Raw genomic sequence first — 25743 nt, 5'->3', positions numbered from 1 at the left:
GCCTATAAACTAAAACACCTCCCAAAAATGATCTTTTTGGGAGGTGTTTTTATTTTGAAGCTTTTCAGTATCAATTCTTCTGCGGAATATTCTTTAATACTTCCAGCACAAATTTCCAGTACTTCTGTGCAGAAGAGATACTTGCCCTTTCATCGGGCGAGTGAGCACCGCGAATAGTGGGTCCAAAGGAGATCATATCAATCTCGGGATAATTCCTTCCCAGGATCCCGCATTCAAGACCAGCATGGCAGGCAGCAATATCCGGCTCATCTGTATTCATCTTTCTGTATAAATCATCCAGCACTTTGAGTATTGGCGAATCCATGTTAGGACTCCAACCCGGGTAAGCTCCCGAGAGTTCTACCTCAAATCCTGCCAGTTCAAAACCTGCACGCAAACTGTTGGCAAGATCGGTTTTTGAAGAATCAACCGAGGAACGGGTTAAACAAAGTACCTCAATTTTGCCATTTTTGACAGTTACACGGGCTATGTTGTTTGAAGTTTCTACAAGACCTTCAATATCCGGGCTCATTCTGTATACCCCGTTATGAGCAGTGTAAACCGACTTTAGCAGCAATTCCTGAGCTCCCAGCTCCATAACTTTTTCTGGCGCTTCCGTTTCTGAAACCTCTATATGTAGTTTTGGCTCCAGCGATTTGTATTCCTGCTGAATTTCCTGAATGATCTTCCCTACTTCGGAATTAAAGTCCTCCTTCTGGATCTTTTCAACCACCACCACAGCTTCGCTTTCCCGCGGAATTGCATTGCGGAGTCCGCCACCGTTGATCTCTGCGATCCTCATTCCGAATTTTTCAAATCCTTCGAAAAGAATGCGGTTCATCAGTTTATTGGCATTTCCCAGGCCTTTGATGATATCCATTCCTGAATGTCCACCCTGTAAGCCTTTTACAACAACTTTATACGAAATAGTATCTGCAGGAACAGGTTCTTCCTTATAGGTTCGGGAGGCAGTAATATCGACTCCGCCTGCACAGCCTATTCCTATTTCGTTATCTTCTTCGGTATCCAGGTTAAGGAGGATATCTCCTCTGAGCACTCCCGGCTTTAATCCCATTGCTCCGGTCATTCCGGTTTCTTCATCAATGGTGAAAAGTGCTTCCAGGGCAGGGTGTTGGATATCTTTGCTCTCAAGAATTGCCATCATGGTAGCTACTCCAAGGCCATTATCGGCCCCCAAAGTAGTTCCCCGTGCACGAACCCAGTCACCATCTACATACATCTCGATCCCCTGATTCTCAAAATCAAAATTGGAATCGTTGTTTTTTTGGTGCACCATGTCCAGGTGAGACTGCAAAACCACTGCCTTTCTATTCTCCATTCCCGGAGTGGCAGGTTTCCTTATGATCACATTTCCTACTTCATCAACTTCGGTCTCCAACCCAAGGTCATTTCCAAATTTTTTCATGAATTCGATCACCCTTTCCTCTTTTTTGGAAGGTCTTGGTACAGCATTAAGATCGGCGAATTTATTCCAGAGTGGCTTTGGCTCCAAAGCTCTTATTTCATCATTCATTGTTGTAAATTTTTGATTCAACACAAATATAAGTCATGCAATCGGGAAAAAATAAAATGCATAGAAGCTTAAGTGGCTTTATAAACTTCAGCCTAGAAGATAATATCCAGCTACTCTTCCTCCACCCTTTTTGGAACTCTTTAATTCCAAATCCTAAAACAGGGAATCCGCAACAGGCAACAGGCAAAAGGGTTTTATCAAAGTCTTGGCTTTTGTCTCTTGCATCTTGATTGTGAAAAAACCTATTTTTGAAAGGTGAAGAAAAAAGTAGCTATCATTCTGGTAATTCTTCTACCACTTCAGATCCTTCTAAACAGGATACTGGCTGCTAATCCATTATTTGTTGAACAATGGTACAGCAACGGCATTTACCCTATTACCTCTGCCCTGCTAAGAAGAACCCTTGGTTTTTTACCTTTTTCGATAGGAGATTTCTTATACGCTTTATTGGTCATCATGATCATTCGTTGGATCGTGCTAAGGATTAAGCAGCGCTTTCGCAATCCGAAGCGCTGGATCCTAAATTCAATAGCCGTACTTTCCCTTATCTATTTTTGCTTTAATCTCTTTTGGGGCTATAATTACTACCGGTTACCACTGCATACTGCCCTGGAGATCGAGAATGACTACACGACCGAAGAACTTGTTGAGCTCACCAGGGACTTGATCGCCACTTCCAATGAACTTCATGTAACCATCACCGGCGATGATTCGGTCAAGGTTGAGATCCCCTACTCCAAATCGGAGATCCTGGAGCTTTCTTTTGCAGGCTACGAGAATATAGAAGATGATTTCCCGGAGCTGGTCTATGATGTACCGAGCCTAAAGAGATCTGTTTATAGTATACCGTTAACCTACATGGGTTTTAACGGATATCTCAACCCCCTCACCAATGAAGGGCAGGTGAACACGAGAATAGTTCCTTATAAGATCCCTACTACTGCCAGTCATGAAATAGGCCACCAATTAGGATTTGCAAAAGAAAATGAAGCCAATTTCCTGGCTTGTCTCACGACCATGAATCACCCGGATAAATATTTCAATTATTCCGGATATACTTTCGCCTTAAGCTATTGCCTTAGCGAACTCTACAGGCGTGATCCTGCCCTGGCTGAAGAACTTGTGGAGGAGCTAAATTTTGGGGTGAAGGAAAATTACCGGGAAGTGCGGGAGTTCTGGGAGAGTCACAAAAATCCCTTTGAACCCATGTTCATGTTCGTGTATGATTCCTTTTTAATAGCTAATAACCAGCCTGGTGGGATGCGGAGTTACAGTTATGTGGTAGCACTACTGGTGAATTATCACAAAAGCAGGGGCAGGTTGTAAGAAAATTTTTCATTTTCAATTTTTTGCTAACTTACCCGCTCTTAATTACAATCCTAAACTATTTTATGAAAATCAAACTATTAATTTGCCTGCTGCTTATTGCCGTTACCGGGCTGCAGGCGCAGGAGTATTTTCCTAAGAATGATGCTGTTAAGGCTCAGGAAAATACCAATTTTACGGTTCTTAAGAACGCCAACATCTACGTTGATCCTTCCAATTACATTGAGAAAGGTATGTTGGCCATGCGCAATGGAAAGATCACTGCTGTGGGTAAAAACATCAAAATCCCTGCAAATGCAGTGGTGATCGATCTTAAAGGAAAAACAGTTTATCCTTCCTTTATTGATCTTTACACAAGCTTTGGGATAGAAAAGCCGAAAAGTAACGGCGGAAGCCCTTTCAGCGGAAATCCGCAGTATGATGCCGGGCGGGAAGGATATTATTGGAATGATCATATTAGGCCCGAAACTTCGGCTGTTGAAAATTTCAAGTACAATAAGGAAGACGCTGAAAAACTGAGAAAGCTTGGCTTTGGAGTTGTCAACACCCATACCCCCGACGGAATTGTGCGCGGTACAGGGATGCTTGTCGCCCTTAATTCCGAAGGAACTGAAGGAGACAGGATCCTGGATGAAGAATCGGCTCAATATTTCTCTTTTGAAAAAAGCGCCAAATCCCGGCAGGTCTATCCTTCTTCAAAAATGGGTGCCATGGCTTTGCTCCGTCAAACATATCTCGATGCCGACTGGTATGCCAAAGGAAATGCGGACAATAAGGACCTTGCTCTTGAGGCCTTCAATGAAAATAAAAACCTACTCCAGATCTTCAAAACCGATGATCTCCTGGACGAATTACGTGCCGATAAAGTAGGAGATGAAGTCGGGGTACAGTATGTGATCGTGGGCAGTGGAAAAGAGTTTGAACGTCTTGACGCCATTAAAGCAACTAACGGAACTTTTATCGTGCCTTTGAATTTCCCCGAGCCTTTTGACATGGAAGATCCATATATGGCAAATTACGCTACCCTGGGAGACATGAAGGAATGGAACCAGGCACCGGCAAACCTGAAAATGCTTTCTGAAAAGAAGGTACCTTTTACCATCACTACACATGATGCCGAAAAGAACTTTAGGGAAAACCTGCTGAAAGCGGTAGCATATGGTCTGGACAAAAAAGATGCCCTTGCAGCACTTACCACAGTCCCCGCAAAACTCATTGGCCAAGAAAATGAACTGGGAACTTTAAAAGAAGGTGCCTGGGCAAACTTCATTGTTACTTCCGGAGATTATTTTGATAAGGAAACTACTATCTATGAGAACTGGGTTCAGGGTCAAAGAGGAGTCTTTGAAAATATCGACCTGGTGAACCTCAACGGAACCTATGAGTTAAAGGTTGGTGGAAACACCTATGAGATGAAGATCTCCGGCGAGCCCACTAAACCAAAGGCTGAAGTTAGGACGAACAGCAGCAAAATTGGTTCAAAGATCAATTACAAGAACAACTGGGTAAACATCCTGCTTTCGGCTCCCGATACAACTAAGGCCGAATACACGAGGTTGAGCGCCAGAATTGCGGACAATCCAAAAAACTTCAGCGGAAAAGCCATTTTAGGAGATGGTACAGAAACCACCTTTTCGGCAAGACAAACTGCGGAAGCTTCAGACAAAAAAGATCAGAAGAAAAATGACTATCCTGAAGTCCTGCCTGTCACTTTTCCGAACATGGCGTATGGATTCAAAGAGCTTCCGAAGCAACAGAACATCCTCTTCAAAAATGCTACAGTGTGGACAAATGAAGAACAGGGGATCATGGAAAACACAGATGTACTGGTGCGCAATGGAAGGATAGCCGAAGTAGGCAGAAACCTTAGCGCCCGCGGTGCAACTGTGATCGACGCTACAGGAAAGCACCTCACCACGGGAATTATTGATGAGCACTCTCACCTGGCAGCATCGGCCGTTAATGAGATGGGACACAACTCTTCTGCCGAGGTACAGATGGAAGACGTTGTAGATCCCGACGACATAGGGATTTACCGCAACCTTGCCGGGGGAGTTACTACTATGCAGCTCCTGCATGGATCGGCCAACCCAATTGGTGGACAATCGGCTATCCTGAAGATGAAATGGGGGGCTACCCCGCAGGAAATGGTGATCGACAATTCTCCTAAATTCATCAAATTCGCTCTTGGAGAGAACGTGAAGCAGGCGAACTGGGACAGCAATTCGCGTTTTCCACAAACCCGAATGGGTGTTGAACAGGTATTTGTAGATTACTTCACCCGTGCCCGTGAATATGAGGAACTAAAAAAGAGCGGGAAACCTTACCGTAAGGATATCGAGATGGAGACCATCCTGGAGATCCTCAACGGGGAACGCAAAGTAACTGCTCACTCTTACGTTCAAAGCGAGATCAACATGTTGATGAAAGTTGCAGAAGAATTCGGTTTTAACATCAACACCTTTACCCACATTTTAGAAGGTTACAAAGTAGCCGATAAAATGGCCGAGCACGGTGCCGGAGGATCTACTTTCTCCGATTGGTGGGCTTATAAATATGAAGTAAAGGACGCGATCCCGCAAAATGCTGCCATTATGCATAACGCCGGAGTCACAGTTGCGATCAACAGTGATGACGCCGAAATGAGCAGAAGGCTCAATCAAGAGGCAGCAAAAAGTGTAAAATACGGGGATATTTCTGAAGAGGAAGCCTGGAAATTCGTGACGCTGAACCCGGCAAAACTGCTTCAAATAGATGACCGGGTGGGAAGCATCAAGGAAGGTAAAGATGCAGATCTTGTACTCTGGAACGCCCATCCCCTTTCGGTATACGCCAAGCCCGAAAAAACACTCATTGAAGGAGTGGTGTATTTTGATATCGAAAGAGATGAACAACTGCGTGAGGAAGTGGAAAGACAGAAGAACCTGCTTACCACTCAAATGCTCAAGGCCAAGAACAACGGCTTGAAAACACAGCCGGTAAAGGATTCCAAGAAAGAAGAAATGCACTGTGACACCCTATAAAAAAACAGAAGTATGAAAAATTTGACTAAATATATCCTGCCGGTCCTGCTCTTTTTTGCAGGCACGGCGATCGCACAACAAACTCCGGCGCCACCACAAGATGAGGCGATAAGCATTGTAGGTGCCACTGCACATATTGGGAATGGAGAAGTAATTGAGAACAGCCTTATCATTTTTGAGAACGGTAAGCTCACTACTGTGACCGATGTGAATTCAACTGACCGACAGTATCCCGGAAAGATCATCGACGCAAAGGGAAAACACGTTTATCCGGGTTTTATCTCCCCTAATTCCACTCTGGGATTGGTTGAGATCGATGCCGTGGTACAAAGTGATGATGAAGATGAACTTGGAGAGCTGTTACCTCACGTACGAAGTATCATTGCCTATAATGCAGAGAGCCAGGTGGTAGAAAGCATGCGTCCAAACGGAGTACTGGTTGGACAGATCACTCCCCGTGGCGGAAGGATCTCCGGCACCTCTTCTATAGTTCAGTTCGATGCATGGAATTGGGAAGATGCCGTATTAAAAGAAGATGACGGGCTGCACATCAACTGGCCGAACAGCGTAAGCAGAGGCCGCTGGTGGCAAGGTGAAGATCCCGGCATCAAACCCAATGATGATTATTCCAAAGACCTGGAAGAGCTGGGCTCTTTCTTTAGAAATGCAAAAGCGTATTTAGCAGGGCCAATGGAAGAAGCAAACCTGCCATTCCAGGCTATGGAAGATGTATTTAACGGAAACAAAAGAGTTTACATTCATGCCGATTCTGAAAAAGAGATCATTGATGTACTTGCATTTAAAAAAGAGCACGGACTGAAAAATGTAGTGCTTGTTGGCGGTTATGATTCCTTTAAAATTGCCGACCAACTGAAATCAGCAGAAGTTCCGGTATTAGTTGGAAGGGTACACGAGACACCACAAATGGAAGATCAGGACTATGATTTGCCATACAAACTGGCTTATTTGCTCAACCAGCAGGGTATCCTGGTAGGTTTGGAAAGCAGTGGAGATATGGAAAGAATGAACAGTCGTAATTTGCCATTTTACGCAGGTACAGTGACGGGATATGGCGCCAGTAAGGAAGATGCCCTCAAAATGATCACTTCCAATACCGCAAAGATCCTGGGGATCGATGACAGCCTTGGCACACTGGAAGCTGGCAAAGACGCTACGCTTTTTATTAGCGAGGGTGATGCGCTTGATATGCGCACCAACAAAGTTTTACAGGCCTTTATCCAGGGACGTGAAATTAGTTTGGAAAGCCATCAGACTGAGCTGGCAAAAAGGTACACAGATAAATACGGTCAACTGGAAAAAAAATAGTTCCTGAAAATGTCATTTTTGAAAGGCTGCCCGAAAGAACTTCGGGCAGTTTTTTTATACCTTAAATTCTCCCGAATTCAGGACCACCTGGGTTGAAGGCAAAATAGGTTGCTTATCATCTTCGGCCGTTATAAAAATGCGAATAGGCTTGTAAGGAGTATTGGTTTTAAGCTCGCCATTATTCTTCCGGTTGATATCCAATCTGCCAATATTGATGGTCCCATGTTCCCTGGTCACCATCCAGACCACGTAGTATCGACGCTTTGGCGACAGCCTGTCGGGTGCTGCAAGATTATTCACGTCCAATTCGACCTCGTAGTTTCCGTTCGAATCTTCATTTACTTTGACAACCGCCTCGGCTGCAGGCACAACTTCCGAAACCGGAAAAGTTATATTCTTACTACAGGCACTAATCAAAACGGCAGCGAAAATAAAACTCAGAACTTTAAATGCATCTTTAATTGTAAGCGGCTGCTTTTTTTTGTTATTGTTTTCCATATAATTGATTTTCAGTTAATTTACCTCTTTTTTGTCATTTTTGAAAGTCGGCACCTGCAGATTTGTAGAAATCCCTCTCCTCAACCTGTAGTTTTCTATCTTTGTCTCATGCACAAAATGATTAGCAGTCTTCAAAACCGGACAGTGAAAAGGATTCTGCAATTGCAGGAGAAAGCCCGAACCCGGAAAAATGAAAATGCCTTTATAGTAGAAGGTATCCGGGAAATTGGTCTCGCTATAAAAGGCGGCTTTAAGGTGTTGGAAATATATTTCAATGCCGATCTTTTTCCTCCTGAAAATGTTGAGAAGCTGCTTTCCAAACCTTCGGAAGTTGAAATCACCGAACTTACTGCGGAAGTCTATCAAAAGATTGCTTACCGCGGAAGTACAGAAGGTGTGATCGCTGTTGTAGCTGGCCGGGAACTTTCCCTTGAAAGATTCGAACTCCGGAATGAAAATCCGCTGATCCTTGTCGCCGAGGCCCCCGAAAAACCCGGAAATATTGGGGCGCTATTAAGAACAGCCGATGCCGCTGCAGTCGATGCCGTACTTATCGCAAATCCCAGGACCGATATGTTCAACCCAAACATTATTCGCAGCAGTGTGGGATGTGTCTTCACCACCAGGATCGCCACCGGCAGTACTTCAGAGATTATTTCATTTTTAAAGGAGCGTAGAATTGCCATTTTTGGTGCCGCATTGCAGGCTTCTGTCCCCTACCACAGCGTGGATTTCACCGGGGGCAGTGCAATCGTGGTCGGCACCGAAGCCACGGGACTAACTGAAGAATGGCAGCAAAACACCACACAGAATATCATCATTCCAATGGAAGGCGAGATCGACTCCATGAACGTCTCGGTAGCAGCGGGGATACTTATTTTTGAGGCGAAAAGGCAGCGCCTTCGGCGCGATTCCGGGTTCAGGATTTAAAATCCAAGATTTTTTTTCGAGTTGGGTGCTTTAGGATGCGAGTTCTGGTTTCGGGTAGATTCCAGATTTGGACATTCCCCCGTCCTTGCAGGCACACCTGGCGACAATAATGAGTATTGAAAAAAATTCGAGTATTAGTGGCCGAGAGTTTCTGATCACTGATCCCTAATCACTGACCACTCTTTAGCTCCCACCCCGCCTTGCAGGCACCCCTCCGGAGGAGGGGACGGTTCTAAGGTTATGTTCATTTACACAAGTACATTCTTTTATCCATTATCTTCCCTGGATTCAGATCAATTTCATATTTACTTTTATTTCTCGGCCTTAAAAAATTAAAATCCTATCTTAGAATATGGCCAAGAAATCAAATGTTCCTTCTGAAAAGTCCCCTCCCAGGGTGGGGTGGCCGAAGGCCGGGGTGGGAAGGGACGATAACATCCTTACCACTATCGATTCTTTCAAAATAAAAAAGAGAAAGATTCCTTTCCTACCTGCAGAAAAAAATTTGAGAAGAAGAGCAAGGGCTCTTCGAAAAATGGGTAATCTACCGGAGATCATTTTCTGGCAACAGGTTCATAAAGACAAATTCCATAAAATTGATTTCGACCGGCAGCGAGTGATCGGTAATTACATAGTGGATTTTTATGTGAAGAGCCTCGGACTAGTCATAGAAATTGATGGCAGCAGTCATAATGAAAAGATTAATTATGATGAACATCGGGAAAATTACCTAAAGAATCTTGGGCTACAGGTTTGGAAGACAACTTCAACAGAAGTATTAATGGATGTGGAGGGTGTAATGGAACGTTTGAAGTGTTTTATTATAGATAATTATTCGTGACGAATTTCCCACCCCGCCTTGCAGGCACCCCTCCGGAGGAGGGGACACCTTGCAACAATAATTAGTATTAAAAAAATTTTCGGGTATTCGTGGCTAAATTTTCTGATCACTCGTCATTGATCACTGGTCACTCATTCGCTCCCACCCCGCCTTGCAGGCACCCCGCCGCAGGAGGGGACACCTTGCGACAATAATAAAGTATTAAAATGTTCGAGTATGTATGCTGAATTTTCTGATCACTGATTCCTGGTCACTGATCACTCTTTAGCTCCCACCCCCGCCTTGCAGGTACCCCTCCGCAGGAGGGGACACCTTGCGACAATAATTATTAAAAATATTCGAGTATTCGCAGCTAAATTTCCTGATCAATGATCCCTGATCACTGATCACTCATTCGCTCCCACCCCGCCTTGCAGGCACCCCTCCGCAGGAGGGGACACCTTGCGACAATAATTATTAAAAATATTCGAGTATTCGCAGCTAAATTTTCTGATCAATGATCCCTGATCACTGGTCACTCATTCGCTCCCACCCCGCCTTGCAGGCACTTCACCGCAGGAGGGGACACCTTGCGACAATAATTTAGTATTAAAAAAATTTTCGGGTACTCGTGGCTAAATTTTCTGATCCCTGATCACTAATCACTCTTTAGCTGCCAGCCATCCATACAGGCACGTCTCCATAGGAGGGAATTTTTTCAAGAAAGAAGACAGAATGAATTCAGCTATCATGGCCGACCGGCTTCAGAATCTAGAATTATTTGATTTGACATGTAAAACCTCTCAATTCTAAAATCGTACTTCTAACTTCGCCATGATTCTGCTTATATTAGCCCTTAAATTTTAAGAAATTGACCGCAGACACTCTCTTTTTCATCATTGTCGGAATCATTTTAATTGATTTTCTAGTTGACAAGTTGTTGGACGCTTTAAATGCACGTCATTATAACGATCCTATTCCAGACAACCTGCAGGATGTTTTTGATGAGGAGGAATATGAGAGATCTCAGCAGTACAAAAAGGCAAATTACAGGTTCGGGGTAGTTTCCTCCACGTTTTCTGTGGTTGTTTTGTTACTGTTCCTTTACCTTGATGGATTTGACTTTGTAGACGAAATAGCGAGATCCATATCAAATAATTCCATTGTCATCGCGCTTATTTTCTTTGGGATCATTATGATTGGAAGCGACCTGCTGTCCCTGCCATTTTCATGGTACCACACTTTTGTTATTGAAGAGCAGTTCGGGTTCAATAAAACAACGCCAAAAACTTTCATTTTAGACAAGCTAAAAAGCTGGGGAATGATGGTCGTGCTCGGCGGCGGAATCCTGGCCTTGATAGTTTGGTTCTACCGGTTTGCGGGAGATGATTTCTGGTGGTATGCCTGGATCCTGGTGGCTGTATTCAGTATTTTTCTCAATATGTTCTATGCCAGGTTAATTGTACCAATCTTTAATAAACAAACTCCTCTTTCCGAAGGTTCCCTGCGCGACAAGATCGAAGCCTACGCAAAGAAAGAAGGCTTTAAGCTGGAAAAGATCTTTGTAATAGACGGCTCTAAAAGGAGCACCAAAGCCAACGCCTATTTCTCGGGCTTTGGAAATGAGAAAAGAGTGACCCTTTATGACACGCTTATCAATGATCTGGAAGATTAGGAGATCGTGGCTGTACTGGCACATGAAGTGGGACATTACAAAAAGAATCACATCATTATCAACCTCATCATAAGCATCCTCACGACCGGCTTTACCCTGTGGATCCTTTCACTGTTTGTGGGTAATCCCTTGCTTTCCGCGGCACTGGGTGTGGAGCAGCCGGGTTTCCATATTGGGTTGGTTGCTTTTGGTATTTTGTACAGCCCAATTTCAGAAGTAACGGGGATCATCATGAACTATCTTTCCAGAAAATTCGAATATCAAGCCGACAATTTCGCGAAGCAAACCTATAAGGCACAACCTTTGATCACAGGATTGAAGAAGCTGTCAAAGAACAGCCTTAGCAATCTTACTCCGCATCCGGCCTATGTCTTTGTACATTACTCTCACCCACCGTTGTACAAAAGGTTCAGGAATCTGCAGGGGTAATTATATTGTCTGTTTTCAATCTTAATCGTATTTTTAGAACATGATGACGGAAGCCGCTATAGAAAAAGAAAACAAGGAGATCGCCCAGCAGTACAAGGAACTTCTGCGTATAAGCTATCAAACCCTTACCGATGATGATAAAAAACTCATTAGGCAGGCTTTTGATATTGCTGTAGATGCTCACAAGGATCAGCGGCGAAAATCGGGGGAGGCTTATATCTTCCACCCTATTGCTGTGGCCAAGATCGTGGCTTCCGAAATTGGTCTGGACGCCACTTCTATTGCCGCCGCCCTGTTACATGATGTGGTGGAGGACACTGCATATACTCTTGAGGATATTCGGCAGATGTTTGGCGATACTGTGGCCAGAATTGTCGACGGGCTAACCAAGATCTCTCACCTGGAGCACGACAAGGATGTTTCCCTGCAGGCAGAGAACTTCAGGAAAATGCTTCTTACCCTCAATGACGACGTGCGGGTGATCATCATCAAAATAGCCGATCGACTGCACAATATGCAGACCATGGACTCCATGCGTACAGACAAGCAGGAAAAGATCGCTTCAGAAACCCTTTACATCTACGCGCCGCTTGCTCACCGTATCGGGCTCTATAACATAAAGACTGAACTCGAAGATCTTGGTTTAAAATATACTGAACCAGATGTTTACCACGAGATCCTTCAGAAGATAAGAGAAAGCAAGGAAGAACAGGACAAGTACATTGGAGAATTCACACAAGTGATTCAGGATTCGCTGGACAAGGAAAACCTGGAGTACACTATAAAAGGCCGGCCGAAATCGATCTATTCGATCCGCCGGAAAATGAAGAATCAAAATGTCACTTTTGACGAGGTATACGACAAGTTTGCAGTCAGGATCATCTACAAGAGTGATTCGGCTAACGAAAAGTTTCTCGCCTGGAAGATATACTCAATAGTTACAGATCACTTTAGGCCAAATCCTACCCGGTTAAGAGACTGGATCTCCTCCCCCAAATCCACAGGTTATGAAGCCCTGCACATTACTGTAATGGGTCCCAAAGGTCGCTGGGTGGAAGTACAGATACGCAGTGAGCGTATGAACGAGATTGCCGAAAAAGGTTATGCCGCCCATTACAAATACAAGCAAGGCAGCAATCAGGAAGATGGGCTTGAGGAGTGGGTCAATAAACTTCAGGAAGCGCTGGAAAGTTCGGAAGTGAATGCCGTTGATTTTGTCGAGCAATTCAAACTGAATCTTTATTCCAAGGAGATCTTTGTCTTTACTCCGCAGGGGGAATTAAAGTCCCTGCCCAAAGGTGCTACCCCGCTGGATTTTGCTTTTAGTATACATACAGAAGTTGGCCTGCGCACACGGGGAGCCAGAGTGAATGGAAAACTGGTTCCGCTAAGCACTACCCTTAACAGCGGCGACCAGGTGGAGATCATAACTTCAGAAAAAGCAAAGCCGAATTCAAACTGGCTGGACTACGCCACTACAGCACGTGCCCGGGCGAAGATCAAGTCTTCGCTGAAAGAGGAAAAGAAGAGTATAGCCGAAGAAGGAAAAGCCATTCTTTCGAGGAAGTTGCGGGCTCAAAAAATCCCCTTTAATGAAAAGACGATCAATGAGCTGGTGATCTATTTCAAACTTAAGACCAGTTTGGATCTATTCTACAGAGTGGGGGTTGGAACAATTGACAATCAGAAACTAAAGGATTACGCCGCCTCACGTAGCAACGCTCTGGTGAGCTTCTTCAAAAGTAAGATAAGAAAGCAGAGCACGGTTGAAGACATTGATAAGGATGAAATCACTGCAAAATATGATCAGCTGGTATTTGGGCGGGACGAAGAGATCCTGGATTACAAGCTCGCCAATTGCTGTAACCCGATTCCCGGGGATAGTGTTTTCGGATTTATAACAGTTAGTGAAGGCATTAAAGTTCATAAAAAGGACTGTCCCAATGCCATTCAGCTACAGAGTAATTTCGCCTACAGGATAATTCAGGCGAAGTGGAAAGACTCTACCCAGGAAGACTTTAAGGCGGTGATCAAACTTACGGGAATTGATAACATCGGACTAGTGAATGATGTGACCCGGGAGATCTCCAATAATATGAATGTCAACATCAAGAACATTAATTTTGACAGTCAGGACGGGATCTTTACAGGGAAGATCACAGTGGTCGTAAAAAACAACAGTATCCTTAAAAAATTGATGGAACACCTTAAAAAAATAAACGGTATAGATAAGGTGTCACGTGAATAATCTTATACCTTTGCACCCATATCATGAGCAAAAAAGTAGTGAATAAAAATGACCAGGCGGTTGTAAAGAATGTCTTTACAAAGTACCTGGAAGAAAAGGGTCACAGAAAGACTCCCGAACGCTTTGCTATCCTGCAGGAGATCTACAACAGCGAAGAACATTTTGATATCGAATCCCTCTATATCAAAATGAAGAATAAGAAATACCGTGTAAGTCGGGCTACTTTATACAACACCATTGAACTTCTTCTGGAATGCGGACTGGTGCGAAAGCATCAATTTGGTAACAACCAGGCACAATATGAGAAATCATATTTTGACCGCAACCACGATCATATCATACTTACCGATACAGGGGAGGTGATCGAATTTTGCGATCCCCGCGTGCAGGCCATTAAGCAAACCATCGAAGAGGTCTTTGACATTGAAATAAATAATCATTCCTTATATTTTTACGGAAACAAAAAATCAACCGAATAACCTGAATTTTATGGCAGTAGACTTACTTCTTGGATTACAATGGGGGGATGAAGGAAAAGGAAAGATCGTAGATGTATTCACCAAAAAATACGACATCATCGCCCGCTTCCAGGGAGGCCCAAACGCCGGACATACTTTAGAATTTGACGGCCAAAAGCACGTACTTCACACGATACCTTCGGGAATATTTCATGAAAACGCAATCAACCTGGTTGGAAACGGAGTGGTGATAGATCCGGTTATCTTTAAAAGAGAACTGGACAACCTCAGCAAAGCCGGAGTGGATTACAAACATAAGCTTGTAATTTCCAGAAAAGCCCACCTTATCCTTCCCACGCATCGTCTCCTGGATGCTGCAAGTGAAGCTTCAAAAGGAAAGGCCAAGATAGGCTCCACCCTTAAGGGAATAGGACCTACTTATATGGATAAGACAGGACGTAACGGAATAAGAGTTGGAGACCTGGAGCTTAGCGACTGGAAAGAAAGATACCGAAACCTTGCCGATAAGCACGAGGCAATGATAAGCTTCTATAATGTAGATGTACAGTACAACCTGAGTGAACTGGAAGCAGAATTCTTTAAGGCAATTGAAACCTTGAAGTCACTTCAGTTCATAGATAGCGAGGAATACCTGTACCAGGCACAAAAGAACGGCAAGTCCATACTGGCTGAAGGTGCCCAGGGATCCTTACTTGATATCGACTTCGGGACCTATCCGTTTGTAACTTCTTCCAATACTACTGCTGCAGGAGCCTGCACAGGCTTGGGAGTTGCCCCGAACCAGATCAAAGAAGTATTCGGAATTTTCAAAGCATACACCACCCGTGTTGGAAGCGGCCCCTTCCCTACCGAACTTTTTGACGAGGACGGAGAAACCATGGGAAGAGTTGGTAGAGAATTTGGGGCGACTACCGGAAGACCTCGCCGCTGTGGATGGTTGGATATGGTAGCACTCAAATATGCAGTGCAGGTAAGCGGTGTGACTCAGCTTATCATGATGAAAGCTGATGTTTTGAGTGGGTTTGAAACCTTAAAGATCTGTACCGCCTATAACTATCAGGGGAAAGAGATCACTCACCTGCCTTACAATATTGAACATCAAAATGTAACGCCGGTTTATACTCACTTTGACGGATGGGAGAAGGACCTTACACAGCTTACTACTGCAGAGGAATTGCCAAAGGAGTTGAAGGACTATATAGCTTTTATAGAAAAAGAACTGGAGATCCCGATAAAGATCGTTTCTGTTGGTCCCGACAGGCTGCAGACCATCGAGCTTTAAGAGGTTCCATAAATGACATTTTTAAAAGGTGTTGCGAAAGCAGCACCTTTTTTTATTCGTATTCGTTTTAATGCCTGAGCGGTCCATAAGTTCTTCAACCTTTTATAACATTTGGTCGCAAACTTCATTCTGAATTTTTTTGAGAATCCTTGGAGGTTTTGGAAACTTCTCATTTGAAAAAAAACAAGTTCAGGTTGACGGGAGCATGTTAGTAGAGCATTTTCCCTGATTTTATTCGCAACAGAAGCTTCGGCACTACTCCATTAATAAATTTTTTCTTGCTTATAAAAATTTAATTGTTAACTTTGAATTGCAAAGTACTTTTTAAATGAAGAAAACAGAAGAAGACTACATGCAGGACCTTAGGGAGATACGTTCCATTATGGAACGCTCCACCAAGTTCCTCTCTCTTAGCGGAATTTCGGGCGTTTTGGCCGGACTATATGCCCTGGCAGGGGCTTATCTGGTATTTGGGATCTTTGCCGATCAGGAGGCGTTGGTGCCGGGAATTCCTTCGGGAGAACAGGTGTGGGATCTTCTTCTAATCGGGCTAATTGTTTTGATCCTCGCGGTTACAACAGCTGTAATATTTTCAGTGAACAAGGGGAAGAAAAAGGGGCAAAAAGTTTGGAACTCGGCAGCCAGGAGAATGCTTTCAAATATGATGGTGCCGCTGGTGGCAGGAGGTTTGCTCACGCTGGTCTTCCTTTTAAAAGGGCTCATCCTTTTAATGGCGCCAGTTACCCTCATCTTCTATGGAATAGCTTTGTATAACGCCAGTAAATTCACTTATGAGGATGTGAAATACCTCGGATTTATCCAGATCGCACTGGGATTACTGGGTGCTTATTTTACAGAGTACAGCATCCTCTTCTGGGCATTTGGTTTTGGGGTGATGCATATTATTTACGGGATCTATGTGAACTACAAGTACGAAAGGTGAAAATATCTATAGATGGTTTGCATAAAGCGTTTGAGAGCAGGATAAGGCTCGGCATTATGTCGGCCCTGGCTGTGAATGATACGCTGGATTTTTCCTCGCTCAAGGAATACCTGGAAGTGACCGACGGGAATTTGGCAAGTCATTTAAAAGCCCTCGAAAAGGAAAAGTTCGTTGCTGTAACAAAAACTTTCATTGACAGAAAACCTAATACGAAATATGCTATGACAAAAAAGGGAAGAAAAGCTTTTGAAGAACACCTGACAGCACTTGAAAATTTGATAAAGTCTCAAAAATAATTTTTTTACCCCTGTACTTTGAAATTCAAAGTACTCTTTAGAATTATAGAACTCAATAATTAAATATTAAATGGAAACCAGAACACACTTTTTTGAGAACAGCTTTACAGCAGCCCTGCCCAGACGGATCTTAATTGGGGCAGCCTTTGCTTTCGTCCTTATCACCTTTTTCATAATGGGAGTTAATAATCCCCATCCCAATTGGCCCACCTACTGGAAAATTCGGCCGATTGTGGTGACCACTATTGCAGGGGCAATTGGTGGTGCTTTTGCAGATTTCATGCACCTAATGAGACGAGAAGGAGGCATCTACAGGGCGCTTGGTATTGTTCTGAGCCTGCTGGGATATGTGATCGTGCTTTGGCTGGGAAGTGTTTACGGGCTCGCCGGAACTCTGTGGAACTAGAAAAACCTGGAAATCATGAAAGAGAACATCTTATCAGCAATCAAGGATCCGGGGCAAATGGAAAGGTACTACCGGAGCAACAAAAGTCAATTCAGGAGGGATTTCAACTCAATTTATGCCGGGATCCGGGAATATCCGTTGGCGCAATTCTGGTATGAGAGATTGAATTTTGAGAAGGAAGAAGTCAGCCGGGGCAACAGGAAAGAGCTCCTGTACGTTTTGGTACTCGCTCTGGCAGCAGGATTTCTGGCTAAAATTCCCCACATATTCGGGATCAGTGAAGAATTTTTTTACCCGCGCAATATTGGCTTTATTTTTCTGCCCCTACTTACAGCATATTTCGCCTGGAAGAACAAACTGCAAACGAAGCGACTTATCTTCATTGCTGCGGCCTTTATAGCCTGCCTGCTCTACATTAATTTCTACCCTGCCTCCTCCCCGGAAAGTGACGTCTTTATCCTGGTTTGTATCCATTTGCCTTTGTTGCTGTGGGTGTTGCTGGGAACGGCCTTTGTTGGCAACGATCCTTCAGATCATCAACAGCGTCTTTCCTATTTAAGCTATAACGGGGACCTGCTGGTCATGACAGGATTAATTATGATCGCCGGCGGGATCATGACAGGGGTAACCCTGGGTCTGTTTTCAGCAATTGGTTTAAACATTGAAGATTTTTACTTTAGGAATGTTGTGATCTTTGGGCTTCCGGCCGCACCCGTCCTTGGCACTTATCTTATCCGCACGAACCCGCAACTGGTGGGAACAGTTTCTCCTGTGATCGCCAGGATCTTTAGTCCGCTGGTGCTTCTCATGCTGGTCATTTACCTTGGCGCCATGTTTTTTGGAGGCGGAGATCCTTATAATGACAGAGATTTTTTGCTGGTCTTCAACCTGCTGCTCATTGGAGTGATGGCAATCATCTTCTTCTCAATCGCCGGTGGTTCAGAAACAACAAAAACAAAAATTGAGAAATGGATGCTGTTCCTGCTTTCCATAGTGACCATCCTTGTTAATGGAATAGCGCTTTCAGCAATCATGTTTCGCATTGCGGAATGGGGAATTACACCCAACAGACTGGCCGTTATGGGCGCAAATATTTTGATCCTTACCCACCTGTTACTGGTGGCAAACAACCTTTATAAAACAGCTTCAGGAAAAGGGACTTTAACTAACCTTGGGCGCTCAATTGCCCGTTATATACCGGTATATGTGGTATGGTTGCTTATCGTTGTTTTCCTTTTCCCATTATTATTCAGTATTACCTAAACCTTATATTAATCTTTAAAAACAATCATTATGAAAATTACAAGACTTCGCGCACTACTGCTTACTGCAGCATTTATTTTACTCCTGCCTCTCATAGGTATGATATTCACCTCGGAAGTTGACTGGGGGCTACCGGACTTTATCATTATGGGAGTACTACTATTTGGAACCGCATTCATTATTGATCTCATCTTCAAAAAAGTAAGAACCACCGAAAAGCGTATTATTTATGCAGCTGTTGTCCTGGGGATACTTTTCCTGGTTTGGGCAGAACTGGCAGTAGGGATCATTGGCAGCCCATTTGCCGGTAGCTGATCATTATCCGTATAACATGAAGAATTCCATAAGTATTACAGCAGTGGTGAGTAACTTCCTCGGGCTAATTATTTTTTGCCTTGGGATCCTTAACCTCATCCTTGTACATCCTGTCCCCGGGATCGTCTATGTCGTCCTCTCCCTGCTTTACTTTTCTCCTGTAGAAAGCTTTTTCAAGCGGAAGTTCGGTTTTTCGATCCCTATTGCAGCGTTACTGGTGCTTGCACTGGTAATCTTTTGGTTTACTCTCGGGGTGAGTGACCTGGCGGAAATGTACGGATTGTAGATATTTGAGATCTTTATCCGGAATGTAAGATGTCCAATGGGCAATGGCGGGATTATTGCACAATTTCTGAAAACAAAATGGAAAGCTGATGGAGTACTTTGTAGATGAAAATTCTATTGTGCGAAAGATTTGGGGCAAGAGTGATACCATACTTTTCATCTTTGCCGGAGCATCAGCCGAATTCGCTTTGAACAAGGCAGTGGACTGGCTCTATTTTACCGGAAAACTTCCTGCCGATCCTCTGGGCAGGTTGTTTTCAACGGTAGCCTATGCCCGGCAGATCGTTTTCCTTTCAAAGACCGAAGCTGAAGCCGCTATAGGCAGGATCAATTCCATTCATGCCGGTGTAGAGAACAGTCGCGGCAGTAAAATTCCGGAGTGGGCATACCGGGATGTGCTTTATATGTTGATTGGCTACTCCATTCGCGCCTACGAACTGCTGGAACAAAAGCTGAGCAGGGACGAAAAACAAGAGGTTTTTGATGTGTTTTACAGGGTGGGACAGGCAATGGGAATAGAAGATCTGCCGAAGAACTATGAAGACTGGTTGCCCCAAAGGAAATTGCACATGGAACAGGATCTTGCAGAAAGCAGGTACAGCAAAGATCTTTACCGGCAGTACAGGAAACACCTGGGCCCGGTTCGCTATTGGTATCTGCTACAGGTACAGGGAATGGTTTGTCCGCCGCGGATAAAAAATCTGCTGCACCTCAAAAGAAATGCGGTCATCCCTCCTGCCCTGAAATTTTATAGAACTGGTCGCAAAATAAAACTAGACCACCTCTTCAAATCCCTCCTACTCCCCAAAGATTATAAAGAGCAGATAAGGGAACTGGACAGATTCCAGAAGCCGCTGGCAGAAAGTGCTAAAGCATAATGTTTCTGGACGCCTTCAGAAATGCCAAAGGCCCGGTGTAACCCAGCCTGGTTCCTCAACTAAGATTTTATTCAATATCTTGCAGTGAGTTGTCTTTATTCTGTATATAAAGATAAACGAGTATTTATGTTTTGATATAAGGAGTTACATCCAATTTTTTATGAGAAATTTTCTACTTCTAATCTTCTTATTTTCTATTTCAGAATCAATAATTGGTCAAAATTTAGAAGGTATTTGGATGTCTTATAATGACAGAATCATAGATAAAAACAAAGGGTACTCAAGTAATATTGAGGGTGTAATTATAAATTTTGATCAAAGTGAAATAAGTCAAATCCTATCCGATACTTCATATCAGATTAGAATTAATCGAAATGAAAGTTTTATCAAGAGTGAATTTGCTAATCTCAATACCAAGTATAAACTATATCAAACAGATTCATTAGAAATTGAAATTGCTTCAAATACAAATTCAGTATTTCATCCCCTAAATCTAAATTACCCAATAAATTCTACAAGAGAGAAAATTGAGAATTTAATTGTTGGAGATTGCTGGAGAATTCTAAACGATTCGATCAAAACAAAATTTCTAAATAATATTCACCCGATTAGTGATCGGAATGGAAAGATTAAAATATTAGAAACAATTTGGGACCAAAGCAGACCATTGGTTGGAAATTGGTTTATCGGAGAAATTAAAAACAACTTCTTTCTTTTCCTGACAGTAGAAGATACAACTGAAAGAAACATATATCAGATTTTATCTGTAGAAAAAGATAAAATTGATCTGATTCCAATGCAGGAACATCATTACAGGCTTAGAGAAATAAAAACCTGTATGTAACAATCAATAACACAACTGCAATTTACCTGTCAAAAATGACATTTTAGACTACCTTACCTGACAGTTTTATTCGTCCATCCCCCAACTCGCATTAACCAAGACCGTGTGCAACGTTTATAACCTAAAAAATCATTTCCGTAATGAAAAATACTATTTCCCTGTTCATATTTTTTTTGGCCGTCGTTAGCTATTCTCAAAAAAAGCAAACAGTGGATTGGATAAATAAGAATTCTATTCTTATTGAAGACGCTAATCCCAACTCTAAACTGCTTGTTTTTGGGCAAAATACTCCTGCTAAATTTTCCAATGCCAAGATTTTTGGTTTTGGAGAAGCTTCCCATAATACAAAGGAATTTTTCCACCTTAAGGCAAAATTTTTTAAACATCTAGTCATAACTCAAGGTGTAAGAGTTTTTAGAATGGAAGAATCATATCAGGCTGAATCTGGTATCAATGAATGGATAGGTGGTGGAAATGGCGACATAAATACAATAGCTGACAATTTTAACATTGGATTCTGGCGTTCTAAAGAAGTAGTAGATCTATTACAGTGGATGAGAAATTTCAACTTAGATAAATCCAAAGAAGATCAAATCCGCTTTTACGGAATGGATATTCAAAATGGCGAAAACATCAATAAAGAGATTCGAAGGTTCATTGATGGCAGTGAAATCGAAATTGATGAAAGCCTCTTATCTACTGTAGATAGTTGTTCAAAGAAAAAAATCAACTATAATAATCCCGACGATTGGTGGCAACTTCAGATTCCAAAATTAACCAAACTAAAACAGCAAATATTAACTTCAAAAAATGAAAGGGAAGAGTATAAATCATTAATAAGAAGTTTAGATTATTTAATAGGTTACACCCGGTACGCATCCTATGTAAAGGATGAATATCCCAAAAGCACTGAACTTAGAGACTTAAGAATGTTCGAAAACGTAAAATGGATTGTGGAAAATCTTTCACCGAACGGAAAAGCTTTTATTTGGGCTCATAATGAGCACATAAATAAAAAAGGAATGTACTACGCTGGGAGTGATATTATTAATTTGGGTCGACACTTAAAGGATCACTACTCAGAAGATTATTATAGTGTAGGCTTTGACTTTGCGACAGGAAAGATTAAAGGTCATGTGGTAGATAAAGAGAATGGAAATCACTGGAAAACCTACCATATCAAGAAACCATTTAAAAGAACTTATGCCAATACATTGAATGAGGTTAACAAGGAAATTTACTTTATCGATTTAAATAAAGCAGCTAAAAAGGGACCAGGAGAATTCTTTGGTAAGAAAAACAAACATTTACTTATAGGTGGAGGCGGATATCAACCTAAACCATTACATAAGATTAAAATTTCTAAAATTTATTCAGAATCCTATGATGGTTTGATCTTCGTGAAAAAAATATCACCTGCGGAGTATAATTTATCTGTTCTTCAGGATTCGTGAGAGGTAAAATAGATATTCATAAATTGCAGGAAGTTTTCGTAGGAAACCTGTGAAGAGGAGTGAATCCGGCACTGGCAAGAATGCATTTACCATTAAATTCACAGATATGATGAAAACTGGATTTCACAAAGGACAATGGTAACTTCGGGAATGACTTGCTGAAAATGGATCCGAAGATAAAACTAACCGATAAAATCAGAGTCAAAAAAATGTTTCCTGAATTGGCAGTTTTCAGCTGACAAGCTTTAACAAAATAGCATTATATTTTTTCAGACTTATCTTTAAATTGGTCACCTGTCATGACAAAGAAACAAAGAACCTGGATTCTTCGCCTGTTGCTATTTACCGGAACTTTAATCTCCCTGTATTTCGTTCCATGGCCCATACTTAAAGCCCGTCTAAGCCCCTTACCCAAAACCGTTGAGGCACAGGTAAATAAAGCGGCCGACTATGGCTTTGATGGGATAATCGTGTATGTGGATCAAAAAGGAAAAAAACCTGCATATTATACTGCCGGGCATAATAACCGGATAACCAAAAGCCCTGTCGAACCTAATCTTTTATTTAAAATTGCCAGTATAGATAAGCTGTACACGGCAGTTGCAATAACCAGGCTGGTAAATGAAGAACAGCTCTCTTTGGAAAAGACTGTTGCCGATTATTTTCCTGAGCTGGAGGGAAGAATAAAAAATGCAGATGGAATAACCCTGGAAATGCTGGTCAAACACAGAAGCGGAATTCCAAATCTCACCGAAACTCCTGACTTTTGGATTGATCCTCCTAAAAATAATCAGGAGGCTCTTGAAAGGATTTTTGATCTTCCGGCTAATTTTGAACCTGATGAGAGTTACCAGTACTCCAATACTAATTATTTGCTGCTTTCCTTGCTAATTGAAAAGGTTTCAGGAAAAAGTAAATTTGAATATATCAGGGAAAAGATATTAGCTCCTCTTGGACTGAAAAACACCTTTTCTTCCATTCATGATGTCAATCTCGATGAGGTAATGAGTGGATACTATGTTGGTGTCGAAGAAGACATTAAAACAACCGACTACAATTCCATGGTGGCAACCGCAGAAGATGTGGGAATATTTATAAGAGCCCTGAATGATGGTTCCCTACTCGAAGACAGGGAACAAGAGATCTATTCTTCCATTTATGCCTATGACCATACCGGGTTAATTCCCGGATATCAAAGTATTGCAAAATATCATCAAGACATAGACACGGTGGTCATTCAATTCACCAACACTACAGATTTTGACGGCTATAACTGGAGTCTGTCCGAAATTATGTATGATAGAATTGTGAAGATTATCAGGAAAAGAAAATAATTATGGTTGATCTCAATTCCGGTCAAGTGAATAGACTTCATGGCTCACAATTCTTTTGAAAAATTGATTAAACGTTCTTCGCTTCCTATTTGGAAATACCTAAGGTAAATGTGACAACCCTGAAGACTTATTTATAAAATTTAATTTAGCGCTGTTATATAAAGGAGTTATGCAATTAAAGTTAAGGTGGAAAAAGAAATTCTTTTCTAACGTTTATAGAATTTATAATGAAACACAACAAATAGGAGAACTGAGAAAGAGATCTTTTTCCAGAACCTCAACTGCGGCATTAAATAATAAGAAATATTCCTTCCGAACTTCAGGCTTTTTTGAGCAATGCACTGAAATATTGGATGGATCTGAAAATAGGATCGGGGAAATAAGATATGGCAGCTGGATGACCAAAGCTACAGTTAGGTTAGGGGAAGAAACTTATCAATGGAAATACTGTAATACCTGGAATTCAAAATGGTCCTTGCATGATGAAGATGGACTTAGAATAACCTACAATGGCTCTTCCAACAGTGGCTACATTAATTCAACTACAAATAACCCCCTGCTTCTTTTGATCGGGTTATACATTAGTGATTACTATTGGGAAACACTTCTTGTGGTGTTGCTCGTGATTTTTATACCCATTTTTCTCACTTAGCTTTAACGGCTATTCTTGAATGCAGCCTTTTACTAGAATCATTGGTTAAAATATCATTTTTGGGTCCCCTGCCTCCCCGTCCTCCATCCTTCCGGAGAAAATTCCGGGACCCTGGAACTCCTCAGCATCAGCTCCTGCATGAGAGATTTTTCACGAAAAATTTTGAATAATTCCGGTAAAACGGACTAGTATTTAACTTAATTTCGGGCCTTTACTTCAGTAAATGTTACAAAGATTATTTCGGGCTTATGTTGGTTCTTTTAAAGACCTGAGACGGGAGGTATGGCTCCTGGCCTTCATCACCTTTATCAACAGGGCCGGAACCATGGTAATCCCTTTTTTGTCGCTGTATTTAACCGAGAACAGGGAATTTTCGCTTGAAGATGTAGGCTGGATCCTTACCTTTTTTGGTCTGGGCTCTGTTGCCGGGTCCTGGCTTGGTGGAAAGCTCGTAGATCGAATTGGGCATTACAAAACCATGGCATTAAGCCTTCTGGTATCGGGGGTATTCTTTATTTTCTTACAGTTCCCGGTTTCCTTCTGGGGGATCTGCGCCGGAATCTTTATTGTTATGTTGGTAGCCGACGCTTTTAGACCTGCAGTTTTTGTCGCTATAAATGCCTACAGCAAACCCGAGAACAGGACGCGATCGATCACCCTAATAAGGCTTGCCATTAATCTGGGCTTTTCTGCAGGTCCGGCAGTAGGCGGTTTGATCATTGCAAGCGCCGGCTACAGCGGACTCTTCTGGGTAGATGGCATTACCTGTATCCTCGCCGGATTTCTTTTGCTGAACCTCCTCCACCCGAAAAAAGCTATTGAAAATCCAAAAGAGGTGATCAAAATTCCGAAATCAATGATGAGCGATAAGCCTTATTTGATCTTTATAGGAGCTATGATCTTGTTTGGATTTATCTTCCTTCAATATTTCTCCACCATGCCTCTCTATTATTCCAGGATCCATTATTTAAGCGAGTTCGAGATAGGAGTTCTACTGGGATTGAACGGTTTCCTGATCTTCCTCTTTGAGATGCCCCTCATCAAATATCTGGAATCAAGACACCGCTCTCCGCTTTTCCACGTTATAACGGGAACTGTGCTTGTAGCCATAAGTTTTCTTCTTATCAATCTAACCGGCTGGGTTGGAATACTGCTCGTGGGCATGATCTTTATGACCATTGGAGAAATGATTGCTTTTCCTTTTTCAAATAGTTTTGCCTTAAAAAGAGCCGAAGGCGGAAAACAAGGCTCCTACATGGCACTCTATAGCATAGCTTTTTCTATAGGACATATCTTCGGTCATAACTCCGGAATGCAGCTTATCAATAAGTTTGGATACAGCCTTACCTGGAATGTCATGATCCTCCTTTCTCTGATCTCCTGCGGACTTATTATCTACGTAATCTACCTGGTGAAAAAGGAGAATGGATCTCCCGTAGTGGAAAACGGGGCTTAGAGATTTTCTAAAGAGCTGTAGGAACTTTCCACACTATAAAAGATGCT

General features: G+C 42.4%; 22 protein-coding genes and 1 pseudogene. 21 read left to right on the top strand and 2 right to left on the bottom strand.

Annotation, left to right across the window (positions count from 1 at the left end; all coding sequences use genetic code 11):
• Nucleotides 1–70: 70 nt before the first annotated feature.
• Nucleotides 71–1534, bottom strand: a complete 1464-nt coding sequence (locus VR862_RS13135; RefSeq protein ID WP_324721443.1) for an aminoacyl-histidine dipeptidase — start codon at nt 1532–1534, stop codon at nt 71–73.
• 255 nt (nt 1535–1789) lie between these two features.
• On the opposite strand from VR862_RS13135, the gene VR862_RS13130 reads away from it, so the two are divergent.
• The 3 genes from VR862_RS13130 (at nt 1790) to VR862_RS13120 (ending at nt 7209) form a co-directional block, all read left to right on the top strand.
• On the top strand, nt 1790–2860 hold the full coding sequence (locus tag VR862_RS13130; protein ID WP_324721442.1) for a DUF3810 domain-containing protein: 1071 nt from the start codon (nt 1790–1792) through the stop codon (nt 2858–2860).
• A 65-nt stretch (nt 2861–2925) separates the two neighbouring features.
• Entirely contained in the window at nt 2926–5883 is a 2958-nt protein-coding gene (locus VR862_RS13125) for an amidohydrolase family protein (RefSeq protein WP_324721441.1), read from the top strand.
• A gap of 12 nt (nt 5884–5895) precedes the next feature.
• A complete protein-coding gene (locus VR862_RS13120; RefSeq protein ID WP_324721440.1) occupies nt 5896–7209 on the top strand; it encodes an amidohydrolase family protein in 1314 nt (437 codons plus the stop codon).
• A 54-nt stretch (nt 7210–7263) separates the two neighbouring features.
• Here VR862_RS13120 and VR862_RS13115 read toward each other — a convergent pair whose 3' ends face one another.
• On the bottom strand, nt 7264–7707 hold the full coding sequence (locus VR862_RS13115; RefSeq protein WP_324721438.1) for a hypothetical protein: 444 nt from the start codon (nt 7705–7707) through the stop codon (nt 7264–7266).
• A gap of 108 nt (nt 7708–7815) precedes the next feature.
• Here VR862_RS13115 and VR862_RS13110 point away from each other — a divergent pair, with 108 nt between their 5' ends.
• The 18 genes and pseudogenes from VR862_RS13110 (at nt 7816) to VR862_RS13025 (ending at nt 25696) form a co-directional block, all read left to right on the top strand.
• On the top strand, nt 7816–8637 hold the full coding sequence (locus VR862_RS13110) for a TrmH family RNA methyltransferase (protein ID WP_324721437.1): 822 nt from the start codon (nt 7816–7818) through the stop codon (nt 8635–8637).
• A 352-nt stretch (nt 8638–8989) separates the two neighbouring features.
• Nucleotides 8990–9478, top strand: a complete 489-nt coding sequence (locus VR862_RS13105) for an endonuclease domain-containing protein (protein WP_324721436.1) — start codon at nt 8990–8992, stop codon at nt 9476–9478.
• A gap of 850 nt (nt 9479–10328) precedes the next feature.
• A pseudogene (locus tag VR862_RS13100) lies at nt 10329–11561 on the top strand (M48 family metallopeptidase).
• Nucleotides 11562–11604: 43 nt separating this feature from the next.
• On the top strand, nt 11605–13809 hold the full coding sequence (locus VR862_RS13095; RefSeq protein WP_324721473.1) for a RelA/SpoT family protein: 2205 nt from the start codon (nt 11605–11607) through the stop codon (nt 13807–13809).
• Nucleotides 13810–13832: 23 nt separating this feature from the next.
• The gene (locus tag VR862_RS13090; RefSeq protein ID WP_265163223.1) at nt 13833–14288 is read left to right on the top strand and encodes a Fur family transcriptional regulator; all 456 of its coding nucleotides are present in this window, start codon (nt 13833–13835) and stop codon (nt 14286–14288) included.
• Nucleotides 14289–14298: 10 nt separating this feature from the next.
• Nucleotides 14299–15570 carry an adenylosuccinate synthase gene (locus VR862_RS13085; RefSeq protein ID WP_324721435.1) on the top strand — a complete coding sequence of 424 codons (1272 nt, stop codon included), beginning with the start codon at nt 14299–14301 and terminating at the stop codon, nt 15568–15570.
• A 328-nt stretch (nt 15571–15898) separates the two neighbouring features.
• On the top strand, nt 15899–16513 hold the full coding sequence (locus tag VR862_RS13080) for a hypothetical protein (protein WP_324721434.1): 615 nt from the start codon (nt 15899–15901) through the stop codon (nt 16511–16513).
• On the top strand, nt 16510–16809 hold the full coding sequence (locus VR862_RS13075) for a winged helix-turn-helix domain-containing protein (RefSeq protein WP_324721433.1): 300 nt from the start codon (nt 16510–16512) through the stop codon (nt 16807–16809). Before VR862_RS13080 ends, VR862_RS13075 begins: the two co-directional genes overlap by 4 nt.
• 70 nt (nt 16810–16879) lie before the next feature.
• Nucleotides 16880–17215: a hypothetical protein gene (locus VR862_RS13070; protein ID WP_324721432.1), complete on the top strand. Its 336-nt coding sequence runs from the start codon at nt 16880–16882 to the stop codon at nt 17213–17215.
• Nucleotides 17216–17230: 15 nt separating this feature from the next.
• Nucleotides 17231–18478 (top strand): hypothetical protein, encoded by a 1248-nt coding sequence (locus VR862_RS13065; protein ID WP_324721431.1) that lies wholly within the window; start codon nt 17231–17233, stop codon nt 18476–18478.
• 30 nt (nt 18479–18508) lie between these two features.
• Nucleotides 18509–18793, top strand: a complete 285-nt coding sequence (locus VR862_RS13060) for a hypothetical protein (RefSeq protein ID WP_324721430.1) — start codon at nt 18509–18511, stop codon at nt 18791–18793.
• A 16-nt stretch (nt 18794–18809) separates the two neighbouring features.
• The gene (locus tag VR862_RS13055; protein WP_324721429.1) at nt 18810–19079 is read left to right on the top strand and encodes a hypothetical protein; all 270 of its coding nucleotides are present in this window, start codon (nt 18810–18812) and stop codon (nt 19077–19079) included.
• Nucleotides 19080–19167: 88 nt separating this feature from the next.
• Nucleotides 19168–19956: an oxygenase MpaB family protein gene (locus tag VR862_RS13050; protein WP_324721428.1), complete on the top strand. Its 789-nt coding sequence runs from the start codon at nt 19168–19170 to the stop codon at nt 19954–19956.
• A 160-nt stretch (nt 19957–20116) separates the two neighbouring features.
• Nucleotides 20117–20800 (top strand): hypothetical protein, encoded by a 684-nt coding sequence (locus VR862_RS13045; RefSeq protein WP_324721427.1) that lies wholly within the window; start codon nt 20117–20119, stop codon nt 20798–20800.
• Nucleotides 20801–20940: 140 nt separating this feature from the next.
• Nucleotides 20941–22254, top strand: coding sequence for an erythromycin esterase family protein (locus tag VR862_RS13040; RefSeq protein ID WP_324721426.1), 1314 nt, complete (start codon nt 20941–20943; stop codon nt 22252–22254).
• A gap of 299 nt (nt 22255–22553) precedes the next feature.
• Nucleotides 22554–23588 (top strand): serine hydrolase domain-containing protein, encoded by a 1035-nt coding sequence (locus VR862_RS13035; RefSeq protein ID WP_324721425.1) that lies wholly within the window; start codon nt 22554–22556, stop codon nt 23586–23588.
• A gap of 169 nt (nt 23589–23757) precedes the next feature.
• Complete coding sequence (locus VR862_RS13030; RefSeq protein WP_324721424.1) at nt 23758–24240, top strand: hypothetical protein; 483 nt, start codon at nt 23758–23760, stop codon at nt 24238–24240.
• A gap of 223 nt (nt 24241–24463) precedes the next feature.
• Nucleotides 24464–25696 (top strand): MDR family MFS transporter, encoded by a 1233-nt coding sequence (locus VR862_RS13025; protein ID WP_324721423.1) that lies wholly within the window; start codon nt 24464–24466, stop codon nt 25694–25696.
• Nucleotides 25697–25743 lie beyond the last annotated feature (47 nt).

Origin of the sequence: Salinimicrobium aquimaris (assembly GCF_035607535.1) — a bacterium.
GTDB lineage: Bacteria > Bacteroidota > Bacteroidia > Flavobacteriales > Flavobacteriaceae > Salinimicrobium.
This window is presented reverse-complemented; position numbering and strand designations above follow the sequence as displayed.